Source organism: Bradyrhizobium sp. BLXBL-03, from assembly GCF_051853015.1.
GTDB lineage: Bacteria > Pseudomonadota > Alphaproteobacteria > Rhizobiales > Xanthobacteraceae > Bradyrhizobium > Bradyrhizobium manausense.
In genome coordinates, this window is record NZ_CP182470.1 from 6,808,134 (window position 1) to 6,831,603 (window position 23,470).

Annotated in this window: 23 protein-coding genes; 14 read left to right on the forward strand and 9 right to left on the reverse strand. The window is 65.1% G+C overall.

Features of this window, described 5'->3' with window-relative positions; translation table 11 throughout:
• Positions 1-19 precede the first annotated feature (19 nt).
• Positions 20-1,348, reverse strand: coding sequence for an aspartate aminotransferase family protein (locus tag ACNJX9_RS32510; RefSeq protein WP_057748086.1), 1,329 nt, complete (start codon positions 1,346-1,348; stop codon positions 20-22).
• A gap of 148 nt (positions 1,349-1,496) precedes the next feature.
• On the opposite strand from ACNJX9_RS32510, the gene ACNJX9_RS32515 reads away from it, so the two are divergent.
• The 3 genes from ACNJX9_RS32515 to ACNJX9_RS32525 all read left to right on the forward strand — a co-directional run bounded on the left by ACNJX9_RS32515 (position 1,497) and on the right by ACNJX9_RS32525 (position 4,034).
• Positions 1,497-2,045, forward strand: a complete 549-nt coding sequence (locus tag ACNJX9_RS32515; RefSeq protein WP_057747912.1) for a cupin domain-containing protein — start codon at positions 1,497-1,499, stop codon at positions 2,043-2,045.
• Between the two features lie 185 nt (positions 2,046-2,230).
• Positions 2,231-2,383, forward strand: a complete 153-nt coding sequence (locus ACNJX9_RS32520) for a hypothetical protein (RefSeq protein WP_167353982.1) — start codon at positions 2,231-2,233, stop codon at positions 2,381-2,383.
• Between the two features lie 112 nt (positions 2,384-2,495).
• Complete coding sequence (locus tag ACNJX9_RS32525; protein ID WP_439406099.1) at positions 2,496-4,034, forward strand: lysozyme inhibitor LprI family protein; 1,539 nt, start codon at positions 2,496-2,498, stop codon at positions 4,032-4,034.
• Between the two features lie 34 nt (positions 4,035-4,068).
• Here ACNJX9_RS32525 and ACNJX9_RS32530 read toward each other — a convergent pair whose 3' ends face one another.
• The 3 genes from ACNJX9_RS32530 to ACNJX9_RS32540 are packed head-to-tail and all read right to left on the reverse strand — an operon-like array spanning position 4,069 to position 7,872.
• Positions 4,069-6,330: a xanthine dehydrogenase family protein molybdopterin-binding subunit gene (locus ACNJX9_RS32530; RefSeq protein WP_439406101.1), complete on the reverse strand. Its 2,262-nt coding sequence runs from the start codon at positions 6,328-6,330 to the stop codon at positions 4,069-4,071.
• Positions 6,323-7,378: an FAD binding domain-containing protein gene (locus ACNJX9_RS32535; RefSeq protein WP_057747925.1), complete on the reverse strand. Its 1,056-nt coding sequence runs from the start codon at positions 7,376-7,378 to the stop codon at positions 6,323-6,325. The genes ACNJX9_RS32530 and ACNJX9_RS32535 overlap by 8 nt, the downstream gene beginning before the upstream one ends.
• The gene (locus ACNJX9_RS32540; protein ID WP_057747928.1) at positions 7,375-7,872 is read right to left on the reverse strand and encodes a (2Fe-2S)-binding protein; all 498 of its coding nucleotides are present in this window, start codon (positions 7,870-7,872) and stop codon (positions 7,375-7,377) included. The genes ACNJX9_RS32535 and ACNJX9_RS32540 overlap by 4 nt, the downstream gene beginning before the upstream one ends.
• Positions 7,873-8,115: 243 nt before the next feature.
• On the opposite strand from ACNJX9_RS32540, the gene ACNJX9_RS32545 reads away from it, so the two are divergent.
• Both ACNJX9_RS32545 and ACNJX9_RS32550 read left to right on the forward strand, forming a co-directional pair.
• Entirely contained in the window at positions 8,116-8,754 is a 639-nt protein-coding gene (locus ACNJX9_RS32545) for a TetR/AcrR family transcriptional regulator (protein WP_439406102.1), read from the forward strand.
• A gap of 66 nt (positions 8,755-8,820) precedes the next feature.
• Positions 8,821-9,228, forward strand: coding sequence for a DUF4864 domain-containing protein (locus ACNJX9_RS32550; RefSeq protein ID WP_057747934.1), 408 nt, complete (start codon positions 8,821-8,823; stop codon positions 9,226-9,228).
• On the opposite strand, the gene ACNJX9_RS32555 is transcribed toward ACNJX9_RS32550, so the two are convergent.
• On the reverse strand, positions 9,225-10,490 hold the full coding sequence (locus ACNJX9_RS32555) for an MFS transporter (protein WP_439406104.1): 1,266 nt from the start codon (positions 10,488-10,490) through the stop codon (positions 9,225-9,227). The genes ACNJX9_RS32550 and ACNJX9_RS32555 overlap by 4 nt on opposite strands.
• A 150-nt stretch (positions 10,491-10,640) precedes the next feature.
• Here ACNJX9_RS32555 and ACNJX9_RS32560 point away from each other — a divergent pair, with 150 nt between their 5' ends.
• The 8 genes from ACNJX9_RS32560 to ACNJX9_RS32595 all read left to right on the forward strand — a co-directional run bounded on the left by ACNJX9_RS32560 (position 10,641) and on the right by ACNJX9_RS32595 (position 18,008).
• Positions 10,641-11,075, forward strand: coding sequence for a hypothetical protein (locus ACNJX9_RS32560; protein WP_439406105.1), 435 nt, complete (start codon positions 10,641-10,643; stop codon positions 11,073-11,075).
• Positions 11,076-11,147: 72 nt separating this feature from the next.
• A complete protein-coding gene (locus tag ACNJX9_RS32565; protein ID WP_439406107.1) occupies positions 11,148-11,432 on the forward strand; it encodes a hypothetical protein in 285 nt (94 codons plus the stop codon).
• Between the two features lie 9 nt (positions 11,433-11,441).
• A complete protein-coding gene (locus tag ACNJX9_RS32570; protein WP_439406109.1) occupies positions 11,442-12,881 on the forward strand; it encodes a TolC family protein in 1,440 nt (479 codons plus the stop codon).
• A 13-nt stretch (positions 12,882-12,894) separates the two neighbouring features.
• Positions 12,895-14,226 (forward strand): multicopper oxidase family protein, encoded by a 1,332-nt coding sequence (locus tag ACNJX9_RS32575; RefSeq protein ID WP_439406111.1) that lies wholly within the window; start codon positions 12,895-12,897, stop codon positions 14,224-14,226.
• Positions 14,227-14,263: 37 nt separating this feature from the next.
• The gene (locus ACNJX9_RS32580; protein WP_439406113.1) at positions 14,264-14,719 is read left to right on the forward strand and encodes a cupredoxin domain-containing protein; all 456 of its coding nucleotides are present in this window, start codon (positions 14,264-14,266) and stop codon (positions 14,717-14,719) included.
• Between the two features lie 17 nt (positions 14,720-14,736).
• Positions 14,737-15,039 (forward strand): copper-binding protein, encoded by a 303-nt coding sequence (locus tag ACNJX9_RS32585; RefSeq protein WP_439406114.1) that lies wholly within the window; start codon positions 14,737-14,739, stop codon positions 15,037-15,039.
• A 332-nt stretch (positions 15,040-15,371) separates the two neighbouring features.
• On the forward strand, positions 15,372-17,513 hold the full coding sequence (flhA, locus tag ACNJX9_RS32590; RefSeq protein WP_057747953.1) for a flagellar biosynthesis protein FlhA: 2,142 nt from the start codon (positions 15,372-15,374) through the stop codon (positions 17,511-17,513).
• A 294-nt stretch (positions 17,514-17,807) separates the two neighbouring features.
• Positions 17,808-18,008 (forward strand): hypothetical protein, encoded by a 201-nt coding sequence (locus ACNJX9_RS32595; protein ID WP_057747956.1) that lies wholly within the window; start codon positions 17,808-17,810, stop codon positions 18,006-18,008.
• A gap of 637 nt (positions 18,009-18,645) precedes the next feature.
• On the opposite strand, the gene ACNJX9_RS32600 is transcribed toward ACNJX9_RS32595, so the two are convergent.
• Positions 18,646-19,008, reverse strand: coding sequence for a hypothetical protein (locus ACNJX9_RS32600; protein ID WP_439406115.1), 363 nt, complete (start codon positions 19,006-19,008; stop codon positions 18,646-18,648).
• Positions 19,009-19,445: 437 nt separating this feature from the next.
• Here ACNJX9_RS32600 and ACNJX9_RS32605 point away from each other — a divergent pair, with 437 nt between their 5' ends.
• Positions 19,446-19,646, forward strand: a complete 201-nt coding sequence (locus ACNJX9_RS32605; RefSeq protein WP_430648625.1) for a helix-turn-helix domain-containing protein — start codon at positions 19,446-19,448, stop codon at positions 19,644-19,646.
• A gap of 142 nt (positions 19,647-19,788) precedes the next feature.
• Here ACNJX9_RS32605 and ACNJX9_RS32610 read toward each other — a convergent pair whose 3' ends face one another.
• The 3 genes from ACNJX9_RS32610 to ACNJX9_RS32620 form a co-directional block, all read right to left on the reverse strand.
• Positions 19,789-21,015, reverse strand: a complete 1,227-nt coding sequence (locus ACNJX9_RS32610) for an NAD(P)/FAD-dependent oxidoreductase (protein WP_439406116.1) — start codon at positions 21,013-21,015, stop codon at positions 19,789-19,791.
• Between the two features lie 107 nt (positions 21,016-21,122).
• Positions 21,123-22,082: an AraC family transcriptional regulator gene (locus tag ACNJX9_RS32615; RefSeq protein WP_439406118.1), complete on the reverse strand. Its 960-nt coding sequence runs from the start codon at positions 22,080-22,082 to the stop codon at positions 21,123-21,125.
• A 253-nt stretch (positions 22,083-22,335) separates the two neighbouring features.
• Positions 22,336-23,433, reverse strand: a complete 1,098-nt coding sequence (locus tag ACNJX9_RS32620) for an anti-sigma factor (RefSeq protein ID WP_057747969.1) — start codon at positions 23,431-23,433, stop codon at positions 22,336-22,338.
• Positions 23,434-23,470: the final 37 nt, after the last annotated feature.

Consider the following 23,470-nt stretch of genomic DNA (forward strand, 5'->3'; position numbering starts at 1 on the left):
GCCGCTGTAAGAGCAATTATCAGGCCACCTTCTTGATGGCGTCGCCGAGGATCGAGACGATCTGGTCGATGTGGCTCTTCTCGACGATGAGCGGAGGCGACATCGCGAAGCTGTCGCCGCTCATGCGCAGGTAAAGGCCGGTGTTGAAGCAGTCGACCATGACGTCGTAGCCGCGTGCGCCGACGACGCCGTCACGCGGTGCCAGCTCGACCGCGCCCATCAGGCCGCAATTTCTGATATCGACGACGTTCGGCAGACCCTTGAGCTGATGCAGCGCATCGCGCCAGTATTCGGCCATCGACGCTCCGCGCGTCAGCAGGCCTTCGTCCTTGTAGATGTCGAGCGTGGCGATGCCGGCCGCGCAGGCGGTCGGGTGCGCCGAATAAGTGTAACCGTGGAACAGCTCCATCTGATTCTCGGGGCCGACCATCAGCCCGTCATGCACCTTGCGGCTGGCGAACACCGCGCCGCAGGGAATGGTGCCGTTGGTGATGCCCTTGGCCGTCGTCATCAGGTCCGGCGTGACGCCGAAGAAATTGGCTGCGAACGGCGTGCCGAGGCGGCCGAAGCCGGTGATGACCTCGTCGAAGATCAGGAGGATGCCATGCTTGTCGCAGATCTGACGCAGGCGCTGCAGATAGCCCTTCGGCGGCGGCAGCACCGCAGTCGAGCCCGGCACCGGCTCGACGATGACGGCGGCGATGGTCTCGGCGCCATGCAGGCCGACGAGGCGCTCGAGATCATCGGCGAGCTCGGCGCCGTGCTCGGGCTGATCCTTGGCGAAGGCGTTGCGGGACAGATCATGGGTGTGGCGGATATGGTCGACGCCCGGCAGATGCGTGGCGAAGGCGCGGCGGTTGGCGACCATGCCGCCGACCGACATGCCACCGAAGCCGACGCCATGATAGCCGCGCTCGCGGCCGATGAGACGGGTGCGGCTCGACTGGCCGGTGGCGCGATGATAGGCGAGCGCGATCTTCAGCGCAGTGTCGACCGATTCAGAGCCGGAGTTGGTGAAGAAGACGCGGTCGAGGCCATCAGGCGCGATCTCGGCAAGGCGCTCGGCGAAGTCGAACGCCAGCGGATGGCCCATCTGGAACGTCGGCGCGAAGTCCAGCGTCATCAGCTGCCGCTCGACCGCAGCGGCGATCTGCTTGCGGCCATGGCCGGCATTGACGCACCAGAGGCCGGCGGAGCCGTCGATCACCTTGCGGCCGTCGACGGTGGTGTAGTGCATGCCCTCGGCCGAGGAGAACAGCCGCGGCGCCTTCTTGAACTGACGGTTGGCCGTGAACGGCATCCAGAACGAGTCGGTCTTGATAGTGTTCGGAATCTGATGAAGGGTCACGGGCCACGCTCCTTTGCTGACGGCATAGCAGAGCCACGGCTTCGATAGCGCAACAAGTCCTTTTCTGGTGATCTGCAAGCCATTGATTTCCTTGGGGCACCCGGTCCATATTTGCGCGATCCGCAACACCTGAAACAGGGCCAGAGGCATGAGCGTCGACATCGGTGGACGGCTGCGATTCATCCGGGCGCGCCACAAGCTGTCGCAGCGCGCGCTGGCAAAGCGCGCGGGCGTCACCAATTCGACCATCTCGCTGATCGAATCCAACCAGATGAACCCGTCGGTCGGGGCGCTCAAGCGCATCCTCGACGGCATCCCGATGGGGCTTGCCGCGTTCTTCGCGCTGGAACCGGAGTCCAGGCGCAAGATCTTTTACCGCGCCGAGGAGCTCACCGAAGTCGGCAAGAAGCCGATCTCGTATCGGCAGGTCGGCGACAATCTGTTCGGCCGCAGCCTGCAAATCCTGAAGGAGTGCTACGAGCCCGGCAGCGACACCGGACGCGTGCACCTCGTCCATGACGGCGAGGAAGGCGGCATCGTGATCTCAGGCAAGCTCGAAGTCACCGTCGAGGACGAGCGGCGCATCCTCAATCCCGGCGATGCCTACTATTTCGAAAGCCGCCGTCCGCACCGCTTCCGCTGCGTCGGCGGCAAGCCGTGCGAGGTGATTTCGGCCTGCACGCCGCCGACGTTCTGAAGGGCGATCGCGACATCCGCAATCATACGGAGCACCGGCATCTTACGGTAGTTGAGCCAGCTCAATTTCTGCGGGCCGGCCTCCTATATATTACGAGATGTAGCCGAGCAGCCTCGCGCAAAGGTGTTGAGGTTATGGCCCCGGACTCCTAGGCACTCCGGGGCCGCTTCGTAACGGAGCGCACGATGAAGACCACCCTCGCCAATGCAGAAGCTGCGCTCGACGACGTTCAGCGCGATACAAGAAAGCTCCATTCACGCGAGCTGCGGGCGGCCATCGAGAAATACATCGAAGAGCAGCGAGAGCAGATCAAGGCACTCCGCCGGATGATGAACTGATCCGGCCACCGGGGCGGACGCGACGTCATGCGGTCCTGAACCGGACGGACGCAAGCGGCGACCAAGGAGAGATCCGAACCTGCTTCGACCAAGAGCCGCCCAAGAGCCGACCATGTCCAGGCCTGTCCGCCTCGCGCTGCTTGCAGCCGCGTTGCTCAGCCCCGCCCCCGCCGATGCGATGGACGATTTCATGCGTGCCAGCAGCAGCGGACCGCTGGCGATGACGTTCTGCACGAAAAACTCCGACGGCAGCAAGATCGAGGGCGGCGCAAGCAAGTTTTGCAAGGCTCACGGCTACGACAAGCTCGTCGCCGCGGTCGACGCATCGTTTGCGGCGGCGGTCGGAAAGGCGCCGGCCAATGTCCGGCCCCTGCTCAAGCGCGATCAGGTCTGGTTCAACGAGATGATCGAGGAAGCTGCCACCACCGTGCAGGAGGTGGACGAGGCCGAAATCCGCAGGAATTTCGCCGCGACACTGCGCCAGCGCGTCCCGGTCCTGAACGGGATCGCGGCCGGCTTCGGGCGCGCTGGGCTGAACGGCAAATGGACCAACACGTTTGGCGCTGTCGGCATTACAGTGGGCGACAACGGGGCCTACCGCGTAACAGCCGAGTTGAGCAGCAATTACGGCAGCGACAAGCATTGGCAATGCAAGCTAGGAGCGACCGTCAAGCCGAGCGGCAACGGTTGGCTGTCCGGCGCGGTCGACCGCGCCAGGCCGGCGCAATCAACCGATGCGGGCGCCCCACAGAACAAGCCAACCGAGCCGCTCTCAATCAAGCTGCGCCGCCAGGGCGACACGCTCCGCCTCGTTCTCGTTGCGACGGACGAGCAATGGGACGGCTTCGACGATTCGGGCTGCGAGAGCCTTGGACAGATCACGGGCACTTATTTTGCCAGCGGCAAATCCGACGCGATTGACAAGGCCGACACCACATTCGTCAAGCCGACTTTCGATTGCGCGCATCCGGAGACCGCGACCGACGAGGAGATCTGCGCCGATCCGGAGCTCGCCGAAAACGATCAGCGCTTGAACCGCGCCTGGAAGGCGCTTTTGCCTCGGCTCGACGAGACAACGCGACACGCTTTGACGGAGGACCAACGCCACTGGGTGCGCTCGCAGGCCGATCAATTCCCGGAGTTCCTGCACCCGGGCTGGGAGAAGCGGACCTCGGAGATGCACTACACGGTCAATGCGCGCGATCATCTCAGCGGCCTGCAGCGCGAGCGGATCGCGCTGCTCGAAGGTTTTGACGAAAAGCGCGATGGCCTTGCAGGCACCTGGCTCGCCTACAATGCCATTATCGAGATCATCATCGACAAGGACGGCGGGCTCGAAGCCAATGGCTGGAAATGGGAGCAGGGCGACTGGAAAGCCGGCTGCGACTACGAGATGAGAGGCAGCGTCAAGAATGCTGTGTTCACCTCGAAAGAGCAGGGCAGAAATCCGGATACACTCGAACGCGACCACGCGACGCTGATTGTCAACCGACTCGACGACGACTTCGCCAAGAAGCGCTACACCGACAACGGCATCGCCGGGAATGCCGACGAAGCCAAGTGCAAGCGAAGGCTCGATATTTCCTCGACCGCACGGCTGTTCCCGGCGCAGCCCTCGCCCGATATCGACCGCCTCCCCGGAATCCGCTAAAGCGGCGGCGGAAAGAAGCTCCCGCCGCGCGCGCTCAGCGCCCCGTCAGCAGCTCCTCGATCCTGATCGGGAAGCGGCGCACCCGCACGCCGGTCGCATGCCAGACGGCGTTGGCGACGGCGCCGGCGCTGCCGGTGATGCCGATCTCGCCGACACCCTTGATGCCGAGCGCATTCACATGCGGATCGTGCTCCTCGACGGTGATCACATCGAGCGGCGGCACGTCGGCATTCACCGGAATGTGGTACTCGCCGAGATCGGCATTCATAATGCGGCCTGTGCGGCGGTCGGTGATGGCCTCCTCGTGCAGCGCGAAGGACATGCCCCAGATCATGCCGCCGAACAGCTGGCTCCTGACCAGATGCGGATTGACGATACGCCCCGCCGCGAAGGCGCCGACCATGCGGGTGACGCGGATCTGGCCGAGCTCGGGATCGACCTTCACCTCGGCGAACACCGCGCCATGGGCGTGCATGGCATATTCCTCCATCGCCGCCGGGTTCGGTGCGCCAGTGCCGCGCGCCTCGACCTCGGCGATACCGGCGCGCGCGAGGATCTCGGTGTAGCTCTCGCTGCGGCCCTCGTCGTCACGCCGGATCAGGCGGCCATCGCGCGCAATCACGCCGGTATTGCCGGCACCGTACAGCGGCGAACGCTCGTCATTGGTGGCCAGATCGGCAAGCTTGGCGATGACGGCCGCGCCGGCGCTGTGGATCGCAGCCCCCGCCGTCGCCGTATGCGCCGAGCCGCCGGCAATGCCGGCATCGGGCAGATCGGACGTGCCGGCCTTGAACGTGACGCGGTCGATATCGAGGCCGACGGCATCGGCCGCGATCTGGGCCAGCGCCGTCCAGGCGCCCTGCCCCATGTCATGCGCGCCGATCTCCATCGCGCCAGTGCCGTCACGACGGATCGCCGCACGCGCTTCAGCCTGGAACATCAGCGCGGGGAACGTCGCGGTGCCCATTCCCCAGCCGACCAGCAGTCCGGCATCGTCACGCATCTGTCGCGGCTGCAGCGTGCGCTTCGCCCAGCCGAAACGCGCCGCGCCCTGATCGTAGCAGGCACGCAGCGCTTTCGAGGAAAACGGCTTTCCGGTGATCGGCTCGACCTCCGCATAGTTCTTCAGGCGGAAGGCGAGCGGGTCCATGCCGCAGGCCCAGGCCATCTCGTCGATCGCGCTTTCCAACGCAATCGAACCGGTCGCCTCGCCCGGCGCGCGCATGAACAGCGGCGTGCCGGTGTTGACGCGCACGGCGTCATGCGAGGTGCGGATGGCGGGCGCCGCATAGAGCGTATGCGAGGCATCGGCAGCCGGCTCGTAGAAATCGTCGAACGTGCTCGACACGGTCCGCGCGTGATGATCGAGCGCAGTCAGGCGCCCTTCGGCGTCGGCGCCGATGCGCAAGCGCTGACGCGTCGGCGCACGATGGCCGACCGGGCCATACATCTGCTCACGGCGCAGCACCAGCTTGACCGGCCTTCCGACCAGCTTGGCCGCCATGATGCCGAGCACCGGGGGACCAGCCATCAGGCCCTTCGAGCCGAATCCACCACCGAGGAAGGGGCTGCGGATGTGTATCTTGTCGGGCGCAAGGCCGACCAGCTCGGCGACGCGGCCAAGCGACAGCATGAGCCCCTGAGTTGGCATGTCGATCTGAAGATGGTCGCCGTTCCAGTCAGCCACGATCGCATGCGGCTCCATGGCGTTGTGATATTGCGCCGGCGTCTCGTAAGTCGCATCGATCTGCTTGTCGGCGGCAGCAAGGCCTGCCGCAACGTCGCCGCGATGAATCTCCGAGGGGTTGCCGACACCGACGACCGGTGGCACGTAGCTTTTGCCGGCATCGAGGCCGACGAGCGGTGGCAGCGTTTCGTAACGCGGCGCTAGCAGCACCGCACCTTCCGTCGCGGCCTCGAGCGTCTCGGCGATCACGACGGCGATGGGCTGGTTGGCGTAGCGGACCTCGTTGCTCTGCAGCACCTCCATCCGGAACACGAACGGATTGGTCTTGATTTCAGGATCGATCGCAAGCTCAGGCTTGTGATCCGGCGTCATGACATCGACCACGCCGGGATGACGCTTGGCAGCGGCGACATCGAGCGAACTCACACGGCCGTGCGCGATGCTGGACACGGCCATCACCGCGAACAGCATGCCGGGCGGATGATTGTCGGCGGCGTAGGTCGCCTGGCCCTTGACCTTGAGCACGCCATCGCGGCGGGTCAGCGGCTGGCCGATGCTGGAGCCGTGGCGGAGATGGGCAGGAGCGCTGGTGAGATTGAGCTCAGGCATGAATGGCTCCAGAGGTCGAAGCAAAGGGGGAGGCCGGCAGCGCGGGGATGCGCGCGGGCGTCCCGGCTGCGGCAAGGGTCAGCGCGCGCACGACGATGCGGCGCGCCAGCTCGATCTTGTAGGCGTTGGCGCCGGACGGCTTTGCGTCGGTGAGCGCGCGCCAGGCGGCTTCCTGGAAGGCATCTGCGCTGGGCGCGACGCCTTTGAGAACATCTTCCGCAGCCCGGGCACGCCACGGCTTTGCGGCGACGCCGCCGAGCGCAAGCCGTGCCTCCGCAATTTTGCCGTTCTCGATCCGCAGCGCCGCGGCGGCCGAGACGATCGCGAACGCGTAGGACGCCCGCTCGCGGACCTTGAGATAGCGCGCATGCGCGGCGAAGCCACGCGCGGCGGGTGGCAGGCGCACTGCGACGATGAGGTCGCCCGGCTCGAGCGCGGATTCATTCTCCGGCGTATTGCCCGGCAGGCGGTGCAATTCGTCGAGCGCGATCTCGCGACGACCGTTCTTGCCTTCGATCTCGACGATGGCGTCGAGCGCGAGCAGCGGCACGCAGAAATCAGAGGGGTGCGTCGCGATACAGCGGTCGCTCCAGCCAAGCACGGCATGGGACCGGTTCTCGCCGTCGCGGGCGTCGCAGCCCGAGCCGGCCGCGCGCTTGTTGCAGCGGCTGGCGGTGTCATAGAAATACGCGCAGCGGGTTCTCTGCAGGAGGTTGCCGCCCACAGTCGCAGCGTTGCGCAATTGCGCCGACGCGCCGGAGAGCAGCGCTTCCGCGACGGCCGGATAGGCCTTCACGAACTCCCCATCATGCGCAAGATCGGCATTGCTGACGAGCGCACCGATCCGCAACGATCCATCCGCGAGGCGCTCGATTCCATCGAGCCCATCGAGATGGGTGACGTCGACCAGCCGATCTGGGCGGGTGACATTGCCCTTCATCAAATCGAGCAGATTGGTGCCGGCGGCAAGATAGACTGCGCCCGGCTGGGCGGCGGCGGCGACGGCTTCAGTGACCGTGGCGGGCCTGACGTAATCGAACTGTTTCATGCGGAGCGCCTCTGGTTGGTTTCGTCGGCACCGGCCTGCGCCTCGAGCACGGCATCGACGATGCCGGCATAGGCACCGCAACGGCAGAGATTGCCGCTCATGCACTCACGAATGCGTTCGGGGTCATTGCCGGCCTGCGCCTCCTGCATCATGCCGATGGCGCTCATGATCTGACCGGGCGTGCAGAAGCCGCACTGGAATCCGTCATGGGCGATGAAAGCGGCCTGGACGGGGTGAAGCCGGTCGCCGCGAGCGAGACCTTCGATGGTGAGGATATCGGCGCCGTCATGGCTGATGGCGAGCGCGAGGCAGGAATTGATGCGCTTGCCGTCGACGAGGATGGTGCAAGCGCCGCACTGGCCGCGGTCGCACCCTTTCTTGGTTCCGGTGAGATGGAGGCGCTCACGCAGGAGATCGAGCAGCGTGACGCGGGGATCGTCGAGGACGAAATCGCGCCGTGCACCGTTCACGGTGAGGCTGATGGAGTGGTTCATACAGGGCTCCGATCAGATATGGACATGAGTCATCGCGCAGCGCGTCACCGCCGTGACCGCTGTCGATATCGCGCCAGCGCGGACATGTTCCGAGCCGACACCCCGCGAAGATACGGAGGCACCCTCCGTTTAACAAGGGCCCCTCGGAAAATATTGGAATTCGTCAAAAAGGCCGTGCACTGACAACGCCATGCAGCAGGCTCGGGGTTCAACCTAACCAATTCGTGATCTACATTGCCTGATATGGACGACCATACCGACCAGACCCGAAAGCCCCGCGCCGATGCCGTGCGCAACCGCGAGCGTGTGCTCGAGGCGGCCAAGGTCGTGTTCAGCGCCGGCGGCCCCGAAGCAAGCCTCGAGGCCGTGGCCAAGCGCGCGGGCGTCGGCATCGGCACGCTCTACCGGCATTTCCCGACGCGTGAGGATCTGTTCGAGGCGGTGTACCGGCGCGAGGTCGAGCAGCTCAGCGAGCTCGCCGAACAGCTGAAGAACGCCAAGGATCCGGTCGACGCGCTCAGGCGCTGGCTGCGCTCAGGTGTCGAATTCGTCGCCACCAAGAAAGGCATGGTGGCAGCCCTGGCACTCGCCGTGCAGAGCGGATCCGAACTGCATGCCTTCTCCTTTGAGCGCCTGACCAAGGCGATCGCCTCGCTGCTTGATCGCGCAGCCGCGGCCGGCGCGATGCGCGCCGACATCAGTCCCGAGGATTTGCTGCGCGCGTTCTTCGGCATGTGCTACATGCACGACCAGCCCGGCTGGCAATCCTCGGTGCTGCGGATGCTCGACGTGTTTGTCGACGGACTGCGCGTGCGGCCTGCCGCAAAGGCCAAAGCGCGCACAGTCAAGCCGGCGAAGGCGGCGGTGAAACGGAGACGATAGTTCGCCCGTATTTGCCAATGGTCATGCTAGGATCAGCATCGCCGGCATATCAACGCGGAGCCTGTCATGCGCATCGCAGCCTTGGTCGTCGCCCTCGCTATTGTCTTCAGCCCCTTTGCCGCGCGCGCTGACGATGTCTCGGCGGCGCAAGGCGTGATCCGCGCCCAGGAGCAGGCCTTCGTCCATGACGACGCGGCGGCCGCCTATTCCTATGCCGCGCCGGCGATCAAGCAGATCTTCCCCGCCCCCGACATCTTCATGTCGATGGTGCAGAACGGCTACGCGCCGGTCTACCGCCACAAGAGTTTTGAGTTCGGCGACGTCAAGACCGACGGCGGCTCGGTTGCCCAGCGCGTTCACATCATCGATGCCAATGGCGAAGCCTGGGAAGCGCTCTACACGCTCGAGCAGCAGGCTGACGGCAGCTACAAGATCACCGGCTGCTCACTGCTGAAGGCCGGACAGGCGGTTTAAGTCGCGAGGGTCGGTCCTGACCTGACTGAATTCATCCGCGAGCGGATCAGCAGCGTCAAGACGATGCCGACATTGAGGGCATTCCATGCCACGCCGTTGGCGAACGCCGCGGCGTAGGAGCCGGTGGCATCGAAGATGATGCCGGACACCCAGCCGCCGAAGGACATGCCGAACACGGAGGCGAAGATCACGATGCCGACGCGAGTTGCGGCTTCGCTCGCGGGCATCGCCTCGCGCACGATGATGGCATAGCTCGGCACGATGCCGCCCTGAAACAGGCCAAACATCGCGGAGATCAGATAGAGCGAAGTGAGGCTGTCGAAGAACAGATAGAACATCAGCGCAAAGCCTTGCGCCAGCGATCCGAGCAACAGCGTACGGATGCCGCCGATCTTGTCGGCGAGGTAGCCCGAGCCAATGCGGCTGACGATGCCGCAGGCCATCATCAGGGAGAGCATCTCGGCGCCCCGCGCCACGCCGTAACCGAGATCGCCGCAATAGGCGACGATATGCACCTGCGGCATCGCCATGGCGACGCAGCAGGAGATGCTGGCGATCGAGAGCAGCGCCGTCAGCGTGTTGGTTGAGAGTTTCAGATCGACGCGCGGCGGCGGCGCGTTGGCGTGATTGCGGACTTTGTCGTCGCCGATCCGCGCGCGCAAGACCAGCACCAGCGTCGTCATCAAGGTCGCGCAGATCAAGGCAATGGCGACATGCGTGTAGCGCCAGCCGATCGTCTCCATGCCCGCATTGACCAGCGGTGGCCATATCGTGCCGGCGACGTAATTGCCGCTCGCGACGATGGTCACGGCGAGGCCGCGATAGCGCTCGAACCAGTGCGAGGCCTCGGCCATCAGCGGCGCGAAAGTCGCCGACGTGCCGAGCCCGATCAGGAAATACGCCGCAACGAACTGCCAGAGCTGGGTCGAGAGTCCCGCGAGCGTATTTGCGACGCCGAGAAAGGCGATGCTGATCGCCATCGCCGGCACGATGCCGAACCGGTCCGTGATCTTGCCGGCGATGACGCCGCCGAGCCCGAAGCCGAACATCATCAGCGTGAAAGCCAGCGACACTGCGCCGCGCGTTGCGGCGAATTCGGCCTGCACGACGGGAATCACGACGACCACGGCCCACATGCCGACGCTGCCGATCGAGCCGATCAGCAGCGCAACGACGAGCCGTATCCAGGCCTGACGGGAATCAGGGCTGAAGGAGTCTGGTCTTTGTTCGGGATGATTTGGCGCGTGCACGGGCCGGACCATGGCCCGCGGATCGCCACACGGTCAAGCAACGTGGCGATATATTGGGCATGCGCGGTGCGCTGCGGTAAGAAGGAGCTTGGCGAAATCGTCTTTTGCCGTTAGTTTGCAATCAGCGTGTGCAACATTGCCGCGCGAGGAGCCTATCGGCGGATGTTGCTGCGGTTGACGCGATCGGTGCGAATGAAGGTGGGGCGGATCATCGCTCTCGCCTATTTGTTCTGCGTGCTCGCGCCGGCGGCAAGCCTCGCTTTGGGTACCGGTCCCGCGCCATGCCTCGATGACGCGCTCCTCACCGACCTCGTGCCGGTTCAGATGGCGAGCCATATGCATGGGGATTCCTCGCATGAACATGCGGGAGCCCACGCGCATCACCTAATTGCGGCCAAGGATGCACCCGCTCCGCATCACCATGACGGCAAGGGAACGGTGGGCCCATGCTGCGCGATGATGTGCATCAGCGCGCTGCCAGCCGATCTGCCCGGCGTTGCCACACCGGTCCAGCCGACGTCGACCTGCGCGCCGGAGATCGTGGCCAGCCTGCACAGCACGGCGCCGCCCCAGCACTACCGTCCCCCCATCGCCTGATCTGACGCAACGACTCGGTCCGAGCGCGCGTTTGCGCGCGCGAACCTGTGGTTTTCAGATCAGGGATGAATCATGCTTGCGCTTTTCGGGGCGAAGTCTGCCGCCGCAGCTGCGGTGGGTGGGCGACTCTTTCCATTGAATTGGCCGCTGCTGGCCGTGGTTACGCTGGCGCTGTCCGGCTGCATGCCAGCCACCACGCACGTGGCCAGTGCGGACCCCGCCGATCCGGCGGCGAAGGTGGCACGCGTCGGCTACCGCTCGACCATCGCGCCTTATACCACCCTGCGGCCTGCGACACCTGCACCATGGCGGCAACGCAACGACGCCGTAACGCCGCAACCGAAGCAAGACCGGTAGGGACGCGTCATGGCACATCGTCTCGCGCGGGGCTTGCGCATGCTCACCCCGTTCGGACTCTCATCAATAAGTCTTGCCGGCTGCATGGCGTTCTCGCCGGACGGCGGCATGACGACGGTCTCGGACCTCACCAGCCAGACCATCAATAAGGACGTCGCCTTCGTCCGATCAGCCGAAGGCGCCGAGGCCGTCGATGCGACCGTCCGCCGGCTGCTGGCGCGCCCGCTGACCATCGAGACCGCCGTGCAGGTCGCGCTGCTCAACAACAAGGGGCTGCAAGCCGCCTATAACGAGCTGGCGCTGGCCGAGACCGAGCTGGTCGAGCAAAGCTTGCCGCCCAATCCGGTGTTTTCGATCTCGCGCATCTCAGGCGATGGCGCGAACGAGATCGAACGCCAGGTTGTCGGCGACATCCTCGCCCTCGCAACACTGCCGTTCCGATCCGAGATCGCGCGGGATCGCTTTCGCCAGGCGCAATTGCGCGCGGCATTGGCAACGTTGCGGCTCGCCGCCGACGTGCGGCGCGCCTATATCCGCGCGGTCACCTGCAACGAACTCGTGGCGCTGCTGACGGATGCGAAGGCTACGGCGGAATCGACGGCCCAGCTCGCCGTCAAGCTCGGCGAAACGGGCTCGATCAACAAGCTCGACCAGGCCCGCGAACAGGTATTCTACGCCGAGACCACCGCCGATCTCGCCTCCGCGCGACAGGCCGCGACCAGCACGCGCGAACGACTTGCACGCCTGATGGGGCTGTGGGACGACGGCCTCGACTTCCGTCTGCCCAACGCATTGCCGCCGCTGCCACGACGGCCGCAGGCCTTGCCATCGATCGAGGCCGATGCAGTCGCCCATCGCATCGATTTGCAGATCGCGCGGCTCGAACTGACCGCGCTGGCGAATTCGTTGAACCTGACCGAGGCAACCCGCTTCGTCACGCTGCTCGATCTCGCCGGCATCTCCCGCCGCACCCAGGATCCGGAGGGCGCACCGTTCCGCGAACGCGGCTTCGACGTTCAATTCCAGATCCCGATCTTCGACGGCGGCGAGGTGCGCGTGCGGCAGGCGGCGGAGACCTACAATCTCGCCTTCAACCGCCTGACCGAGCGTGCCGTGAACGTTCGCTCGGAGGCGCGCGATGCCTATCGCACCTATCGGTCCACGTACGACATCGCCAGCCACTTCCAGCGCGAGATTCTACCCTTGCGAAAAATCATCACCGAGGAGATGCAGCTGCGCTTCTCCAGCATGCAGGTCGACATCTTCGCACTGCTGACCGAGGCACGACAGCGCCTGGCATCGCTGCGCGGGGCCATCGATGCCAGACAAAGATTCTTCCTCGCCCAGTCCGACCTGCAAACGGCCGTCAATGGCGGCGGCGCGCCTGCGTCCGGCGGCGACACTTCGACCACCATCGCCGCGGCAGCATCTGCCGACGGCGGCCACTGAGATGGAGGCCAGCATGTTTTCCCGCAGAGGATTTCTCGGCAGCGCTGCCCTTGCCGGCGCGTCGGCCATCGGCGGCCGCGTCCAGGCCGCATCGATTCCGGAAGCGCCGACCATGGACAAGGTGGTGATGCAGCCGCCGCTGCACCCGGTCAGCGGCCCGGACTACCGGCCCGTGGTCACCCTGAACGGCTGGTCGCTGCCGTTCCGCATGAACGGCGACTGGAAGGAATTCCATCTCGTCGCCGAGCCCGTGGTGCGCGAGTTCGCCGAGGGCATGAAGGTGAATTTGTGGGGCTACAATGGCCAGTCGCCGGGGCCGACGATCGAAGCGGTCGAGGGCGACAAGGTCCGCATCTTCGTCACCAACAAACTGCCCGAATACACCACCGTGCACTGGCACGGCATGATCGTGCCGAGCGGTATGGATGGCGTCGGGGGACTGAATCAGCCGCATATCGAGCCCGGCAAAACCTTCGTCTACGAGTTCGAGATGAGGAAGAGCGGGACCTTCATGTATCACCCGCATTCCGACGAGATGGTGCAGATGGCGATGGGCATGATGGGCATGGTCGTCGTGCATCCGCGCGATCCGAACTTCCGGCCCGTCGATCGCGACTTCGTCTTCGTGATGAGCACCTATCGCGTCGATCCCGGCAGCTATCTGCCGCAGGTCAACGAGATGACCGATTTCAACATGTGGACCTGGAATTCGCGGGTGTTTCCCGGGATTGATCCGCTGCCGGTGCGGCTCGGCGACAAGGTGCGCGTGCGCATCGGCAATCTCAGCATGACCAACCATCCGATCCATCTGCACGGCCACAGCTTTTCTGTGACCTGCACGGACGGCGGCTGGATTCCCGAGACGGCGCAGATTCCCGAGACGACCACCGATGTCCCGGTCGGGGCCGTGCGCGTGTTCGACGTGGTCGCCGACAATCCCGGCGACTGGGCGTTTCACTGCCACAAATCGCACCACACCATGAATGCAATGGGACACGAGGTGCGCACCCTCATCGGCGTGTCGCGGAAGGATCTCGCCAAGGCGGTCGGCAAGCTCGCGCCCGACAGCATGGCAATGGGTTCTACCGGCATGGCGATGGGCAACATGGAGATGCCCTCGCCCGACAACACGCTGCCGATGATGACCGGCTCCGGCCAGTTCGGCCCGATCGAGATGGGCGGCATGTTCACGGTGATGAAGATCCGCGAGGGCCTCGCGCGCGACGATTACCGCGATCCCGGCCCCTATCAATTCCCGCAAGGCACCGTCGCCTATGAAGTCGCCTCGCCCGCGGCGGAGCCCGCACGGCAACCCGCAGCGCCGATGCCGAAGATGAAGATGTAACCCACGCGTTTCGATCAACCACCAACCGGAGACCACAATGACAAGAACAATCGGCATCGTCCTGGCGCTGGCCACGCTTTCAATCGCGCCCGCCCGTGCGCATGAGGGGCACGGCCATCACGGCTTCTCGGCCGGCGAGCCCGGCGATCCCAGCAAGCCGGCGCGCACCATCGCGATCGCGATGAGCGAGATGTCCTACGAGCCGTCCAAGATCGACGTGAAACGCGGCGAGCAGATCCGCTTCGTGCTGCGCAATGTCGGCAGGGAAGACCACGAATTCCTGCTCGCCACACCTAAGGAAAATCTCGCCCATGCCGAGGTGATGAAGAAACACCCGCACATGGAGCACGACGATCCCAACGGCGTGCGGCTCGCGCCGAACAAGACGGCCGAGATCGTCTGGAAGTTCACCAAACCAGGCACCTTCGAATTTTCGTGCCTGATCCCCGACCATCGCGATTACGGCATGGTCGGCCACGTCACCGTGAAATGAAGACAATGGAGGCATCAATGAAGCCAATCATCCGCACCACCGCCGCAGCGCTTGCGCTGGCGCTGGGCCTGACCATCAGCGCGCTGGCGCAAGCCGCTTCCATCAGCGGTGAGGTCAAGAAAATCGACGAAGGCGCCGGCAAGATCACGCTCAAGCATGGCCCTGCGAAAAACCTCGGCATGGACGAGCCCATGACCATGGTCTACCGCGTCAAGGATCCCGGCATGCTCAAGCAGGTGAAGGTCGGCGACAAGGTGACCTTCGAAGCCGAGGAGGCGGCGTCGGGGTACACGGTGACGAAGCTGGAAAAGGCGAAGTAGGGCGGTCCACCACTACCGCCGTCATTCCGGGGCGGTCCGCAGGACCGAACCCGGATCCTTGCGGTTCCGGGTTCGGCTCTACGAGCGCCCCGGAACGACGCGGGAAAATCCCCGAATCCCTTCGGCCCCGAGCTCCCCACCCCCCTTCGTTAACCCTTTGCTAACCATACACCCGGCAAGAATTGCCGGGTGAAGTCGAGTGTCGTCAGCCGCGTAAGACGGGAGCTCCCGTGGACGCCAGTGCGGTGCCTCACTTTCGGACCGGCGGCCCTTCGGCCGCTGCGCAGGCGTTTGGGGCGCGCGGACGGCAGTCGCGCGGGGAGGCAGCTACCATGGTCGACGTCACCGCGGGTCAGGGCGTAGGCGGCGCAAAGCCCGGGATCCCCTCCCTCTCCGACATCGTCACCATCCTCAAGCGCGGCGACATCGCGCTCGCGCTCGGCATCCTCACCATCCTGGTGGTGCTGATCCTGCCGCTGCCCGCGATCGTGCTGGACCTGTTCCTGGCGATCTCGATCACGCTGTCGATCCTGATCCTGATGACCTCGCTGTTCATCCAGGCGCCGCTGGAATTCTCCGCCTTCCCGACCATCCTCTTGATCTCGACCATGCTGCGGCTGTCGCTCAACATGGCCTCGACCCGCCTGATCCTCTCGCACGGGCACGAGGGCACGGATGCGGCAGGTCACGTCATCGAAGCCTTCGGCAGCTTCGTGATGGGCGGCAATTTCGTCATCGGCATCATCGTCTTCGCCATCCTGATCATCGTCAATTTCGTCGTCATCACCAAGGGTTCGGGCCGTATCGCCGAAGTCGCCGCGCGCTTCCACCTCGACGCCATGCCCGGCAAGCAGATGGCGATCGACGCCGACCTGTCCGCCGGGCTGATCGACGAAAAGGTCGCCAAGGAGCGGCGCAAGGCGCTGGAGGACGAGAGCGGCTTCTTCGGCGCCATGGACGGTGCCTCGAAATTCGTCCGCGGTGACGCCATCGCGGGCCTCCTGATCGTCTTCATCAACGTGGTCGGCGGCATGATCATCGGCGTGGCGCAGCAGGGCCTGTCCTTTGCCGATGCCGGGCGCAGCTACACGCTGCTGACGGTCGGCGACGGCCTCGTCACCCAGGTGCCGGCGCTGATCGTCTCGACCGCGGCCGGCCTGCTCGTCTCCAAGGCCGGCGTCTCCGGCGCCGCCGACAAGGCGCTGATGAAGCAGTTCTCCGGCTATCCGCAGGCCCTCGCAATGTCCTCGGCGGTGATGCTGGTGCTGGCGGCGCTGCCGGGCATTCCGACCCTCCCCTTCCTCGCGCTCGGCGCCGGCGCCGGCGCGCTGGCCTGGACTGCGCGTAACCGCAACCGTGCGACGGCCAAGGCCGAAGCCGTTGCCAAGGCCGCGCCGGCGGCCGGTCAGCCCGGCGCGCCGGGCGCTGCGGCCGCGGAGGAGCCGATCTCGGCGGCGCTCAAGATCGACGACCTCAAGATCGAGCTCGGCTACGCGCTCTTGCCGCTCGTCAACGGCCCCGACGGCACCGACCGCCTCACCGAGCAGATCAAGGCGCTCCGCCGTTCGCTCGCGATCGAGATGGGCTTCGTGATGCCGGCGGTGCGCATCCTCGACAACGTCCAGCTCGAGGCCAACACCTACATCATCAAGATCAAGGAGGTCGACGCCGGCACTGGCAAGATCTGGCCGAGCCAGTTCATGGTGATGGATCCCGGCGGCAGCCAGGTGCAGGTGCCCGGCATCCACACCACCGAGCCGACCTTCGGCCTGCCCGCGACCTGGGTCGACGCCAGCCTCAAGGAGGAGGCTTCGCTCAAGGGCTACACCGTCGTCGACGCCGCCACCGTGCTCTCGACCCATCTCACCGAGCTGCTCAAGGCCAACATGTCGGACCTTCTGTCCTACGGCGAGGTGCAAAAGCTGCTCAAGGAGCTGCCGAAGGAGCAGAGCGAGCTGGTCAAGGACATCGTACCCGGACAGGTCACCGTCTCCGGCATCCAGCGCGTGCTGCAGCTGCTGCTGGCCGAGCGCATCTCGATCCGCGACCTCTCGACCATCCTCGAGGGCATCGCCGATTCGCTCGCCTTCTCGCGCAACCCCGCGACCATGGTCGAGCATGTCCGCGCCCGCCTCGCCCGGCAGATCTGCGCGCAAAACACCTCCTATGCCGGCTACCTGCCGCTGATCGCGCTGTCGGCGAAATGGGAGCAGGCCTTCGCCGAATCCATCATCGGCCAGGGCGAGGAGCGCAGCCTCGCGATGCAGCCCTCAAAACTGTCGGAATTCATGACCGCCGTGCGCGAGGCCTTCGAGCGCGCCGCCCGCGAAGGCGAGGCGCCGGTGCTGGTGACCTCTGCGGCAATTCGTCCCTTCGTCCGCTCCCTGGTCGAGCGGTTCCGGGCCCAAACGACGGTTCTATCGCAGGCCGAGATCCACCCCAGGGCGAGGTTGAAAACGGTCGGAAGCATCTGATTTGCCTTAAGAAGCTGTGTGTTTTTCGGCCACAGGCAAATGGTTTTTGAGTTCCCGGCGCCTTGTCGACCAAAGGCCGAAAAGGCGCCTTTCGAGCAAATTATACCGTTGAAATAATTGCCAAATCGACCGATCAAGCGCTGCTTTTGATCGCGATCTTTCACGTCCTATCACGCTGTTGTGATGGCCTCTTGGGAACGAATCCCACACATACTAGGTTGTTGGGCACCGGAAGTATGAACCTGCCTGCAGGGGTCGGCGACTACTTCGGGTAGATGGCGGCAGGAGGCTTCCATGAACCACTCGATCTACAGCGCGGATCGCTCGACCCACCTGAAGGTGGTGGCCGTGGCGCTCGTCGCCGGCATCGCAGTTGCGGGTTTCGGCATCTCGGCGCGCTCGGGTTCGGATGAAGGCCTCACACAGACTGCTCGCGTCATCAAGGCCGGCAAGCCGGTCGTGATCACCAGTTCGAACGCATCGCTCGTTCGCTAAGGAGATTTTGAGTTTCAGGAATTCACGCGGCTCTTTACCAGCCCCCCAAAGTCGCCACGTGGATATGTAGACGACCCCAACCCCAAGTCGACTACAGAAAGCGCCCGCCCCCCACGGGCGCTTTCTCATGTCTGGGGGTGGCTGCGAACGCCCGACCTCAGTTTCCGCGCCCAACTGCTTCCACATCGCCATTGCGAGCGCAGCGACTTGTCCGCCGAAGCCTTGGCGAAGGCGGAAGCAATCCAGGGTCTTTCCGCGGAGGGATTTCTGGATTGCTTCGCTGCGCTCGCAATGACGGCGTGTGCGGAAGCATGGTCGCTTCATCAATTTGTATCTTCATCGCAGACACACTTTCGCATCCTCGCGGCTCATCTCGCCCGAGTTCTGCTTGTCGCCTCACCCTCAAATGAAAGAGGGCGCAGGGAAGACCGGGTGCCCGACTGGCACCCGCGGTCCACTGTGCGATAGTCTGCGCTACAAGAGGCTGCACAGCGGCATACAGGTGAAGCCGAAACATCCGGCCTTCCCTGCGCAGTGGTTGGAACGGCTTATGTCGTGATCTCCCCGGGGAGCGATGCACTATTGCCCCCGTCGTCTCGCAGATGGCTGATGCAAGGACCCGGTCGGGTCACACGCATCACCACGAGACTTGGCGCACAGGCTCCGGGCGCCAGGACCACACGATTTTGCCGTACGCGGCAATCACACCGGTCGTTTGCGCGATGCCTTCGCTCACGGTTGCCCGCCCTGCAAAGCCTGATCGCGCCGATGTGGCCTGCGCCCACCGCCGTCCGGCCCGCGTCGTGACGATCGCGATACGCCCCTCTTCCATGGGCCGGGTTGCGCGATACATACGCCATTTCCGAATTTCGGTAAAGTGGAATATTTTTGCTGGTAGATATTGCCCCACGCCTTGGGTGTTTTGCCCGTCAGGCAGTGCAAGGGATTGTGGATGTGTTGGCGCCCTGACAATTAATGGGTTTAAATCGGCCAGCTTCACAACCGATGGCCCGCCAAGTGGCCAGCTCAGAGCTACAAATGACCGACCAGAACGACGTCGAACGCAATTGCCCGGAGTGTGACGGGACCGGCCAGGACAGGGGCATGCATCCGGTTCGCTTGGGCGAAAAGAATGAGTTTCGTCCCTGCACGAAATGTGGCGGATCGGGGAAGATCAAAGAGACCGCCGCGTCGCGATAGCTGTCATCTGGGCGCCGAGATTCGACGCAAGCGCTCCGTTGCCACGCCCGCTGACGGTACGGACCGTTGATTGAAGGGCACGACCTTGGACATGCGGTGCTTCTACTTTTTAATGATTGTCCTTTTAGTATGCCGATGATCATATAACCGACTACGACCGTGTTTATCGGAACTGGGTCAAAATTGATTCCCTCCACGCCCGGTGCAAACTCGTGCCGTTTTCGAACCTGAAGCAATCTGCCGGTTGCTCATCGGCACGACGACGGCAAAAGGCTTTGGTCTCTACGCGCGCAACTCGCACGGGGCATGCCGGCAACGTCGGTTTCATCGGCGGCTTTCGCGAACGGCTTTTCGCACATGGGAGAGCTATCGCACCTCTATAAGGCCACGTTTGGAGAACTGCCGTCCGAGACGCTTTTGCGAAGTAGGGGCGGCTGAAGCGCTTGCGAAACGCGCCGAGCCGGCAGGAAGCGCACACGTGGCCGTCAGGCTGACCGGCTGCCTTTCAATGTCTGCTTCTGGCTCGCCGCTGACTGCTTCTGCGCATCGGTTCGATGGGCTTGTGGGTGCGCACCTCAGCTCAACGCCGCATCACCCCATAAGTCGGCGGCGGCGCCTGCACCGTCGGCGCTGCCGCAGCGAACAGGTCGTCCTTACTGCCTGTCAGCGGCGGATAGATACGCTTGCAGTTGATGGCTTGCTTGGTCGCCTTGGCGGCCTGCCCGGTCGTCCGCACTTCGCGATCCCAGCCTTCCGTGTAGAGCGCGCCCCAGGCGCCGAGATCGAGCACGGTGACGTACCAGTCGATCCGCAGCGGCAGCAGCGGCTCGCCGACGAGATCGGCCACCACATTGTGGCCGGCAAAACGGCCCATGGGACGGGCGAACTGGCAGGACATCACGGTCGGATGCAGGCCGTCGATCACGCTGGAGGCGACGTCGCCGGCGGCGAAGATGCCGGGCACATCAGCGACCCGCATAAAGGGATCGACCAGAAGGCGGCCGAGGCGATCACGCGCGCCCGATAAATTTTCGGCGAGACGGCTCGCGCGCATGCCGGCGCACCAGATCACCGTCTGCGCCGGGATGAACTCGCCCGAGCTCAGGCGAACGCCTGCAGCCTCGACCGATGCGACGCGCACGCCGAGCCGCGTTTCGACCTCGAGCGACGACAAGGCGGTCTCGATGACGGGGCGCGCGTGGTCGCCGATGGTGGCGCCGACCGCTTGATTGGGATCGACCAGGATGATGCGGCGGCTGCCGGTGACACCGGCGCGCATCAAACGATCAGGCATTTCGGCGGCAACCTCGATGCCGGTGAAGCCGGCGCCGACCACCACGACCGTCGACCGTCCCGGCGACGGCGCGCTGCGTCCGAGCGAGGTGAGATGACCCTCGAGGCGAAGCGCGGCAGCATAGCTGTCGACGTCGAAGGCATGCTCGGCGAGGCCCGGAATAACGGGACGCATCACTTCGCTGCCGAGCGCAAGCACGAGGCGGTCGTAGCCCAGCGTCTCCTCGCCGCGGCACGTGACCAGCGAGATTTCGCGGCGCACGGGATCGATGGCTTCGACCTCGGCAATGCCGTGCGTGACGCGGACCGGATCGAGCAGCTGCGCCAGCGGCAACGCGACCTCGCGGAGATCGACCTCGTAATTGCGCACGCGGATGTTGTGATAGGGGTTGCGGTCGATGACGTGGATCTCGATGTCGCGGCCGGCCTCACCGATCGCCTCGCGCATGCGCGCGGCGCCGATGGCCGCCCACAGGCCCGCAAACCCGGCGCCGAGCACGACGATACGCGCCATGTCCGTTGACTTCGCTGCTTGCAGGGATCCGCTGAGCCCCCCGCCCGGGCAGATATAGCTCATCCGGACGGATCGACCAAATGCGGCAGCGGCGCCGCCGCAGGCCCTCAGGCTTTGCGCAGTTCCGACGGCGTCGCGCCAAAGCGTTTGCGGAAGGCGCGGTTGAAATAGGACAAATCCGAAAAACCCGAGGAATGCGCGATGTCGCTGATCTTGCGCGCCCGCGCGCGGGGATCGCCCAGCAGCTTTCGCGCCAGCAGCAGACGCTGCTCCAGCACGAATTCGGTGAAGGTGGTGCCGGCCTGCTCGAACAGCCGCTGCGCCTGGCGCGGGCTGAGGCCCGAGCGGGTCGCAACCTCGGACAGGCAGAGATCGTTGCGGCCGAGGGCGGCCATCACGTCGGCGCGCATGAGATCGAGACGGGCCGCCGCATGGCCGCGGCCGCGCGCGAGCGCGGCGTGCTCGGCGTCGGCGCCGAGCAACAGGCCGACGAGATCGACCATGTGCTGCGCGGTCAGGCGCTGGCCGACGGCGTCGAGATGCGGCGCCTGATGGGCGGCAAGCGCGTGATAGCGAAAGATGGTTTCGGCGACGGCGCCGTCGGACAGCACCTGCGACAGCTTGTCCTCGGCGCGCGGATTGATGTCGAGCAGCGCGCGGCGCGGCATGCGGATGGTGGTGAAGCGGTTCTCGTCGGTGTGACCGACGCTGCCGGTGATGCTCATGTCGGCCAGCACCATCTGCGCCGGCGCGAGCTCGACGGCATGGCCGTTCTGCCTGACGTTGACGAGGCCGGCATGGGCTGCGATCAGCACGAGATCGTCGCTGCCGTCGGCGAGGCCACTCTGCGTGCGCGAATATTGCGCGGAGGCGCCTTCGGGAATGGCGAGCGTGATGTTGTCGACCACGCTGACCTGCAACCGGCAATCGATGCTGTCGCCATGGCTCGGCCCGATCTCGAGGCCACAGGCCCCCAGAGCCCGGTCGCGCCAATGTTCGAACGCCGGCCCCTGCGGCAGGCCTGTATATTGGTGGATAAGAATGCCCGGCGGCTTGGCTGCATCCATCTGATTTCTAGCCCCTTCCCGGCACCCTTGATCGGCCGTGCCGACTGCAAATTCCGGGCATTTGACGCCGCGGAATGGACGGAGGTTCAAATCGGATGCGGATTTGGCGGGACTTGTCGGATTGCGACGACGAAATGGACCGTGGCGACAGTTGCGGCGCTGTGGCCCGGATGGAGCGGAAGCGAAATCCGGGGTTCTCGCCAGCAAGCACGAAGGTCCCGGATTGCGCTGCGCTCCATCCGGGCTACGGAAACTACTTCTTCGCCGGCGCCTGCGGCTGCGACGGCACGGTCTCGATCAGCTTGCCTGAGAACACCGGCGCCGAGGTCGGCTGGCCGCTGGGCGAGCCGCCCGAGGGCTCGACGGTGACGGCGTAGGTCGCGCTGTTGACGACGTCGGCATCGTAGCCCGCGAGCACCGGACGTGCGGTGAAGTCGCCGTTGCCGATCACACCCAGCGAACGCGGGCGCGGCAGCTTGTCGGAGATCAGCCAGAGCTCGAAGCTCTTGCCCGGCTCCGGCGTCGCGCCGACCTTGCGCACCGTGAAGTTCTTGGTCGCGCCATCGATGGTGAGGATGAAGGCGGGACCACCGCTCTGGCCCTGCAACAACGCGACATATTGCGCGGGCAAGGCCGACGGCGCCTGCGGTGTCTTGACCTCGACGGTCTGGATGCGCGGTGGCGGGCGCAGCGCGCCCGGCAGCGCATCGGGCGAGAGGATCTGCAGGGACAGCGTCACCAGCAGCGCGGCCGCCAGCGCGCCCGCGGCGGAGGCGATCGTGCGCCAGCGCTTCACGCGGCTCTCGAGATAGATCACCTTGGTGTCGCCGACGACCGGCACCTGCGTCGCCGGCGCAATGCGCGGGTCGGGCGCGTGGGTCTGCGGAATGAATTGCGGCGCGATATCAGGAATGACATCGGAGTCGGTCGGTGCCGGCGGCTGCACGTCCGGCGCGGCAGCTTGCTGCGCTGGCGGCTCGGGAGATGAAGGCTCTTGAGTTGAAAGCTCCGATGACGAGAGCTCCGGCAATGGCGGTGGCGGCGCATCCACCAGCACCGGCGGCGCCTCGATCGTGCCTTGCCGCGAATCCTGCTGCAAATCCTGCTGCGATTCTTGCGTCGATACCGTCTGCGCGATCTCGCGCTTGATGTTCTCCCACACGATCGGCCGCGGCTCGATGGTGCCGACCATCTGGTTGAGGACGCCGAGCCGGAATTGCCAGGCCTGCACGATCGCGGCGAACTCCTGGTCCACCGCCATCATGGTCGCGACCTGCGCACGCTCGTCGGCATCGAGTGTACCGAGCGCATATTCCGCGGCGAGCGCGATATGGTCCTCGCTGTAGGCCATCACTGTCCTTCACCTCTCCCCGACGGGGAGAGGTGGA

What these genes read in the sequence shown, in the direction of transcription:
- ACNJX9_RS32620 (WP_057747969.1), bottom strand. Translation starts at nt 23,433, where the DNA reads ATGGCCTACAGCGAGGACCATATCGCGCTCGCCGCGGAATATGCGCTC.
- ACNJX9_RS32525 (WP_439406099.1), top strand. Translation starts at nt 2,496, where the DNA reads ATGTCCAGGCCTGTCCGCCTCGCGCTGCTTGCAGCCGCGTTGCTCAGC.
- ACNJX9_RS32570 (WP_439406109.1), top strand. Translation starts at nt 11,442, where the DNA reads ATGGCACATCGTCTCGCGCGGGGCTTGCGCATGCTCACCCCGTTCGGA.
- ACNJX9_RS32520 (WP_167353982.1), top strand. Translation starts at nt 2,231, where the DNA reads ATGAAGACCACCCTCGCCAATGCAGAAGCTGCGCTCGACGACGTTCAG.
- ACNJX9_RS32615 (WP_439406118.1), bottom strand. Translation starts at nt 22,082, where the DNA reads ATGGATGCAGCCAAGCCGCCGGGCATTCTTATCCACCAATATACAGGC.
- ACNJX9_RS32580 (WP_439406113.1), top strand. Translation starts at nt 14,264, where the DNA reads ATGACAAGAACAATCGGCATCGTCCTGGCGCTGGCCACGCTTTCAATC.
- ACNJX9_RS32540 (WP_057747928.1), bottom strand. Translation starts at nt 7,872, where the DNA reads ATGAACCACTCCATCAGCCTCACCGTGAACGGTGCACGGCGCGATTTC.
- ACNJX9_RS32515 (WP_057747912.1), top strand. Translation starts at nt 1,497, where the DNA reads ATGAGCGTCGACATCGGTGGACGGCTGCGATTCATCCGGGCGCGCCAC.
- ACNJX9_RS32555 (WP_439406104.1), bottom strand. Translation starts at nt 10,490, where the DNA reads ATGGTCCGGCCCGTGCACGCGCCAAATCATCCCGAACAAAGACCAGAC.
- ACNJX9_RS32595 (WP_057747956.1), top strand. Translation starts at nt 17,808, where the DNA reads ATGAACCACTCGATCTACAGCGCGGATCGCTCGACCCACCTGAAGGTG.
- ACNJX9_RS32530 (WP_439406101.1), bottom strand. Translation starts at nt 6,330, where the DNA reads ATGCCTGAGCTCAATCTCACCAGCGCTCCTGCCCATCTCCGCCACGGC.
- ACNJX9_RS32550 (WP_057747934.1), top strand. Translation starts at nt 8,821, where the DNA reads ATGCGCATCGCAGCCTTGGTCGTCGCCCTCGCTATTGTCTTCAGCCCC.
- ACNJX9_RS32585 (WP_439406114.1), top strand. Translation starts at nt 14,737, where the DNA reads ATGAAGCCAATCATCCGCACCACCGCCGCAGCGCTTGCGCTGGCGCTG.
- ACNJX9_RS32610 (WP_439406116.1), bottom strand. Translation starts at nt 21,015, where the DNA reads ATGGCGCGTATCGTCGTGCTCGGCGCCGGGTTTGCGGGCCTGTGGGCG.
- ACNJX9_RS32535 (WP_057747925.1), bottom strand. Translation starts at nt 7,378, where the DNA reads ATGAAACAGTTCGATTACGTCAGGCCCGCCACGGTCACTGAAGCCGTC.
- ACNJX9_RS32575 (WP_439406111.1), top strand. Translation starts at nt 12,895, where the DNA reads ATGTTTTCCCGCAGAGGATTTCTCGGCAGCGCTGCCCTTGCCGGCGCG.
- flhA (WP_057747953.1), top strand. Translation starts at nt 15,372, where the DNA reads ATGGTCGACGTCACCGCGGGTCAGGGCGTAGGCGGCGCAAAGCCCGGG.
- ACNJX9_RS32565 (WP_439406107.1), top strand. Translation starts at nt 11,148, where the DNA reads ATGCTTGCGCTTTTCGGGGCGAAGTCTGCCGCCGCAGCTGCGGTGGGT.
- ACNJX9_RS32560 (WP_439406105.1), top strand. Translation starts at nt 10,641, where the DNA reads ATGTTGCTGCGGTTGACGCGATCGGTGCGAATGAAGGTGGGGCGGATC.
- ACNJX9_RS32545 (WP_439406102.1), top strand. Translation starts at nt 8,116, where the DNA reads ATGGACGACCATACCGACCAGACCCGAAAGCCCCGCGCCGATGCCGTG.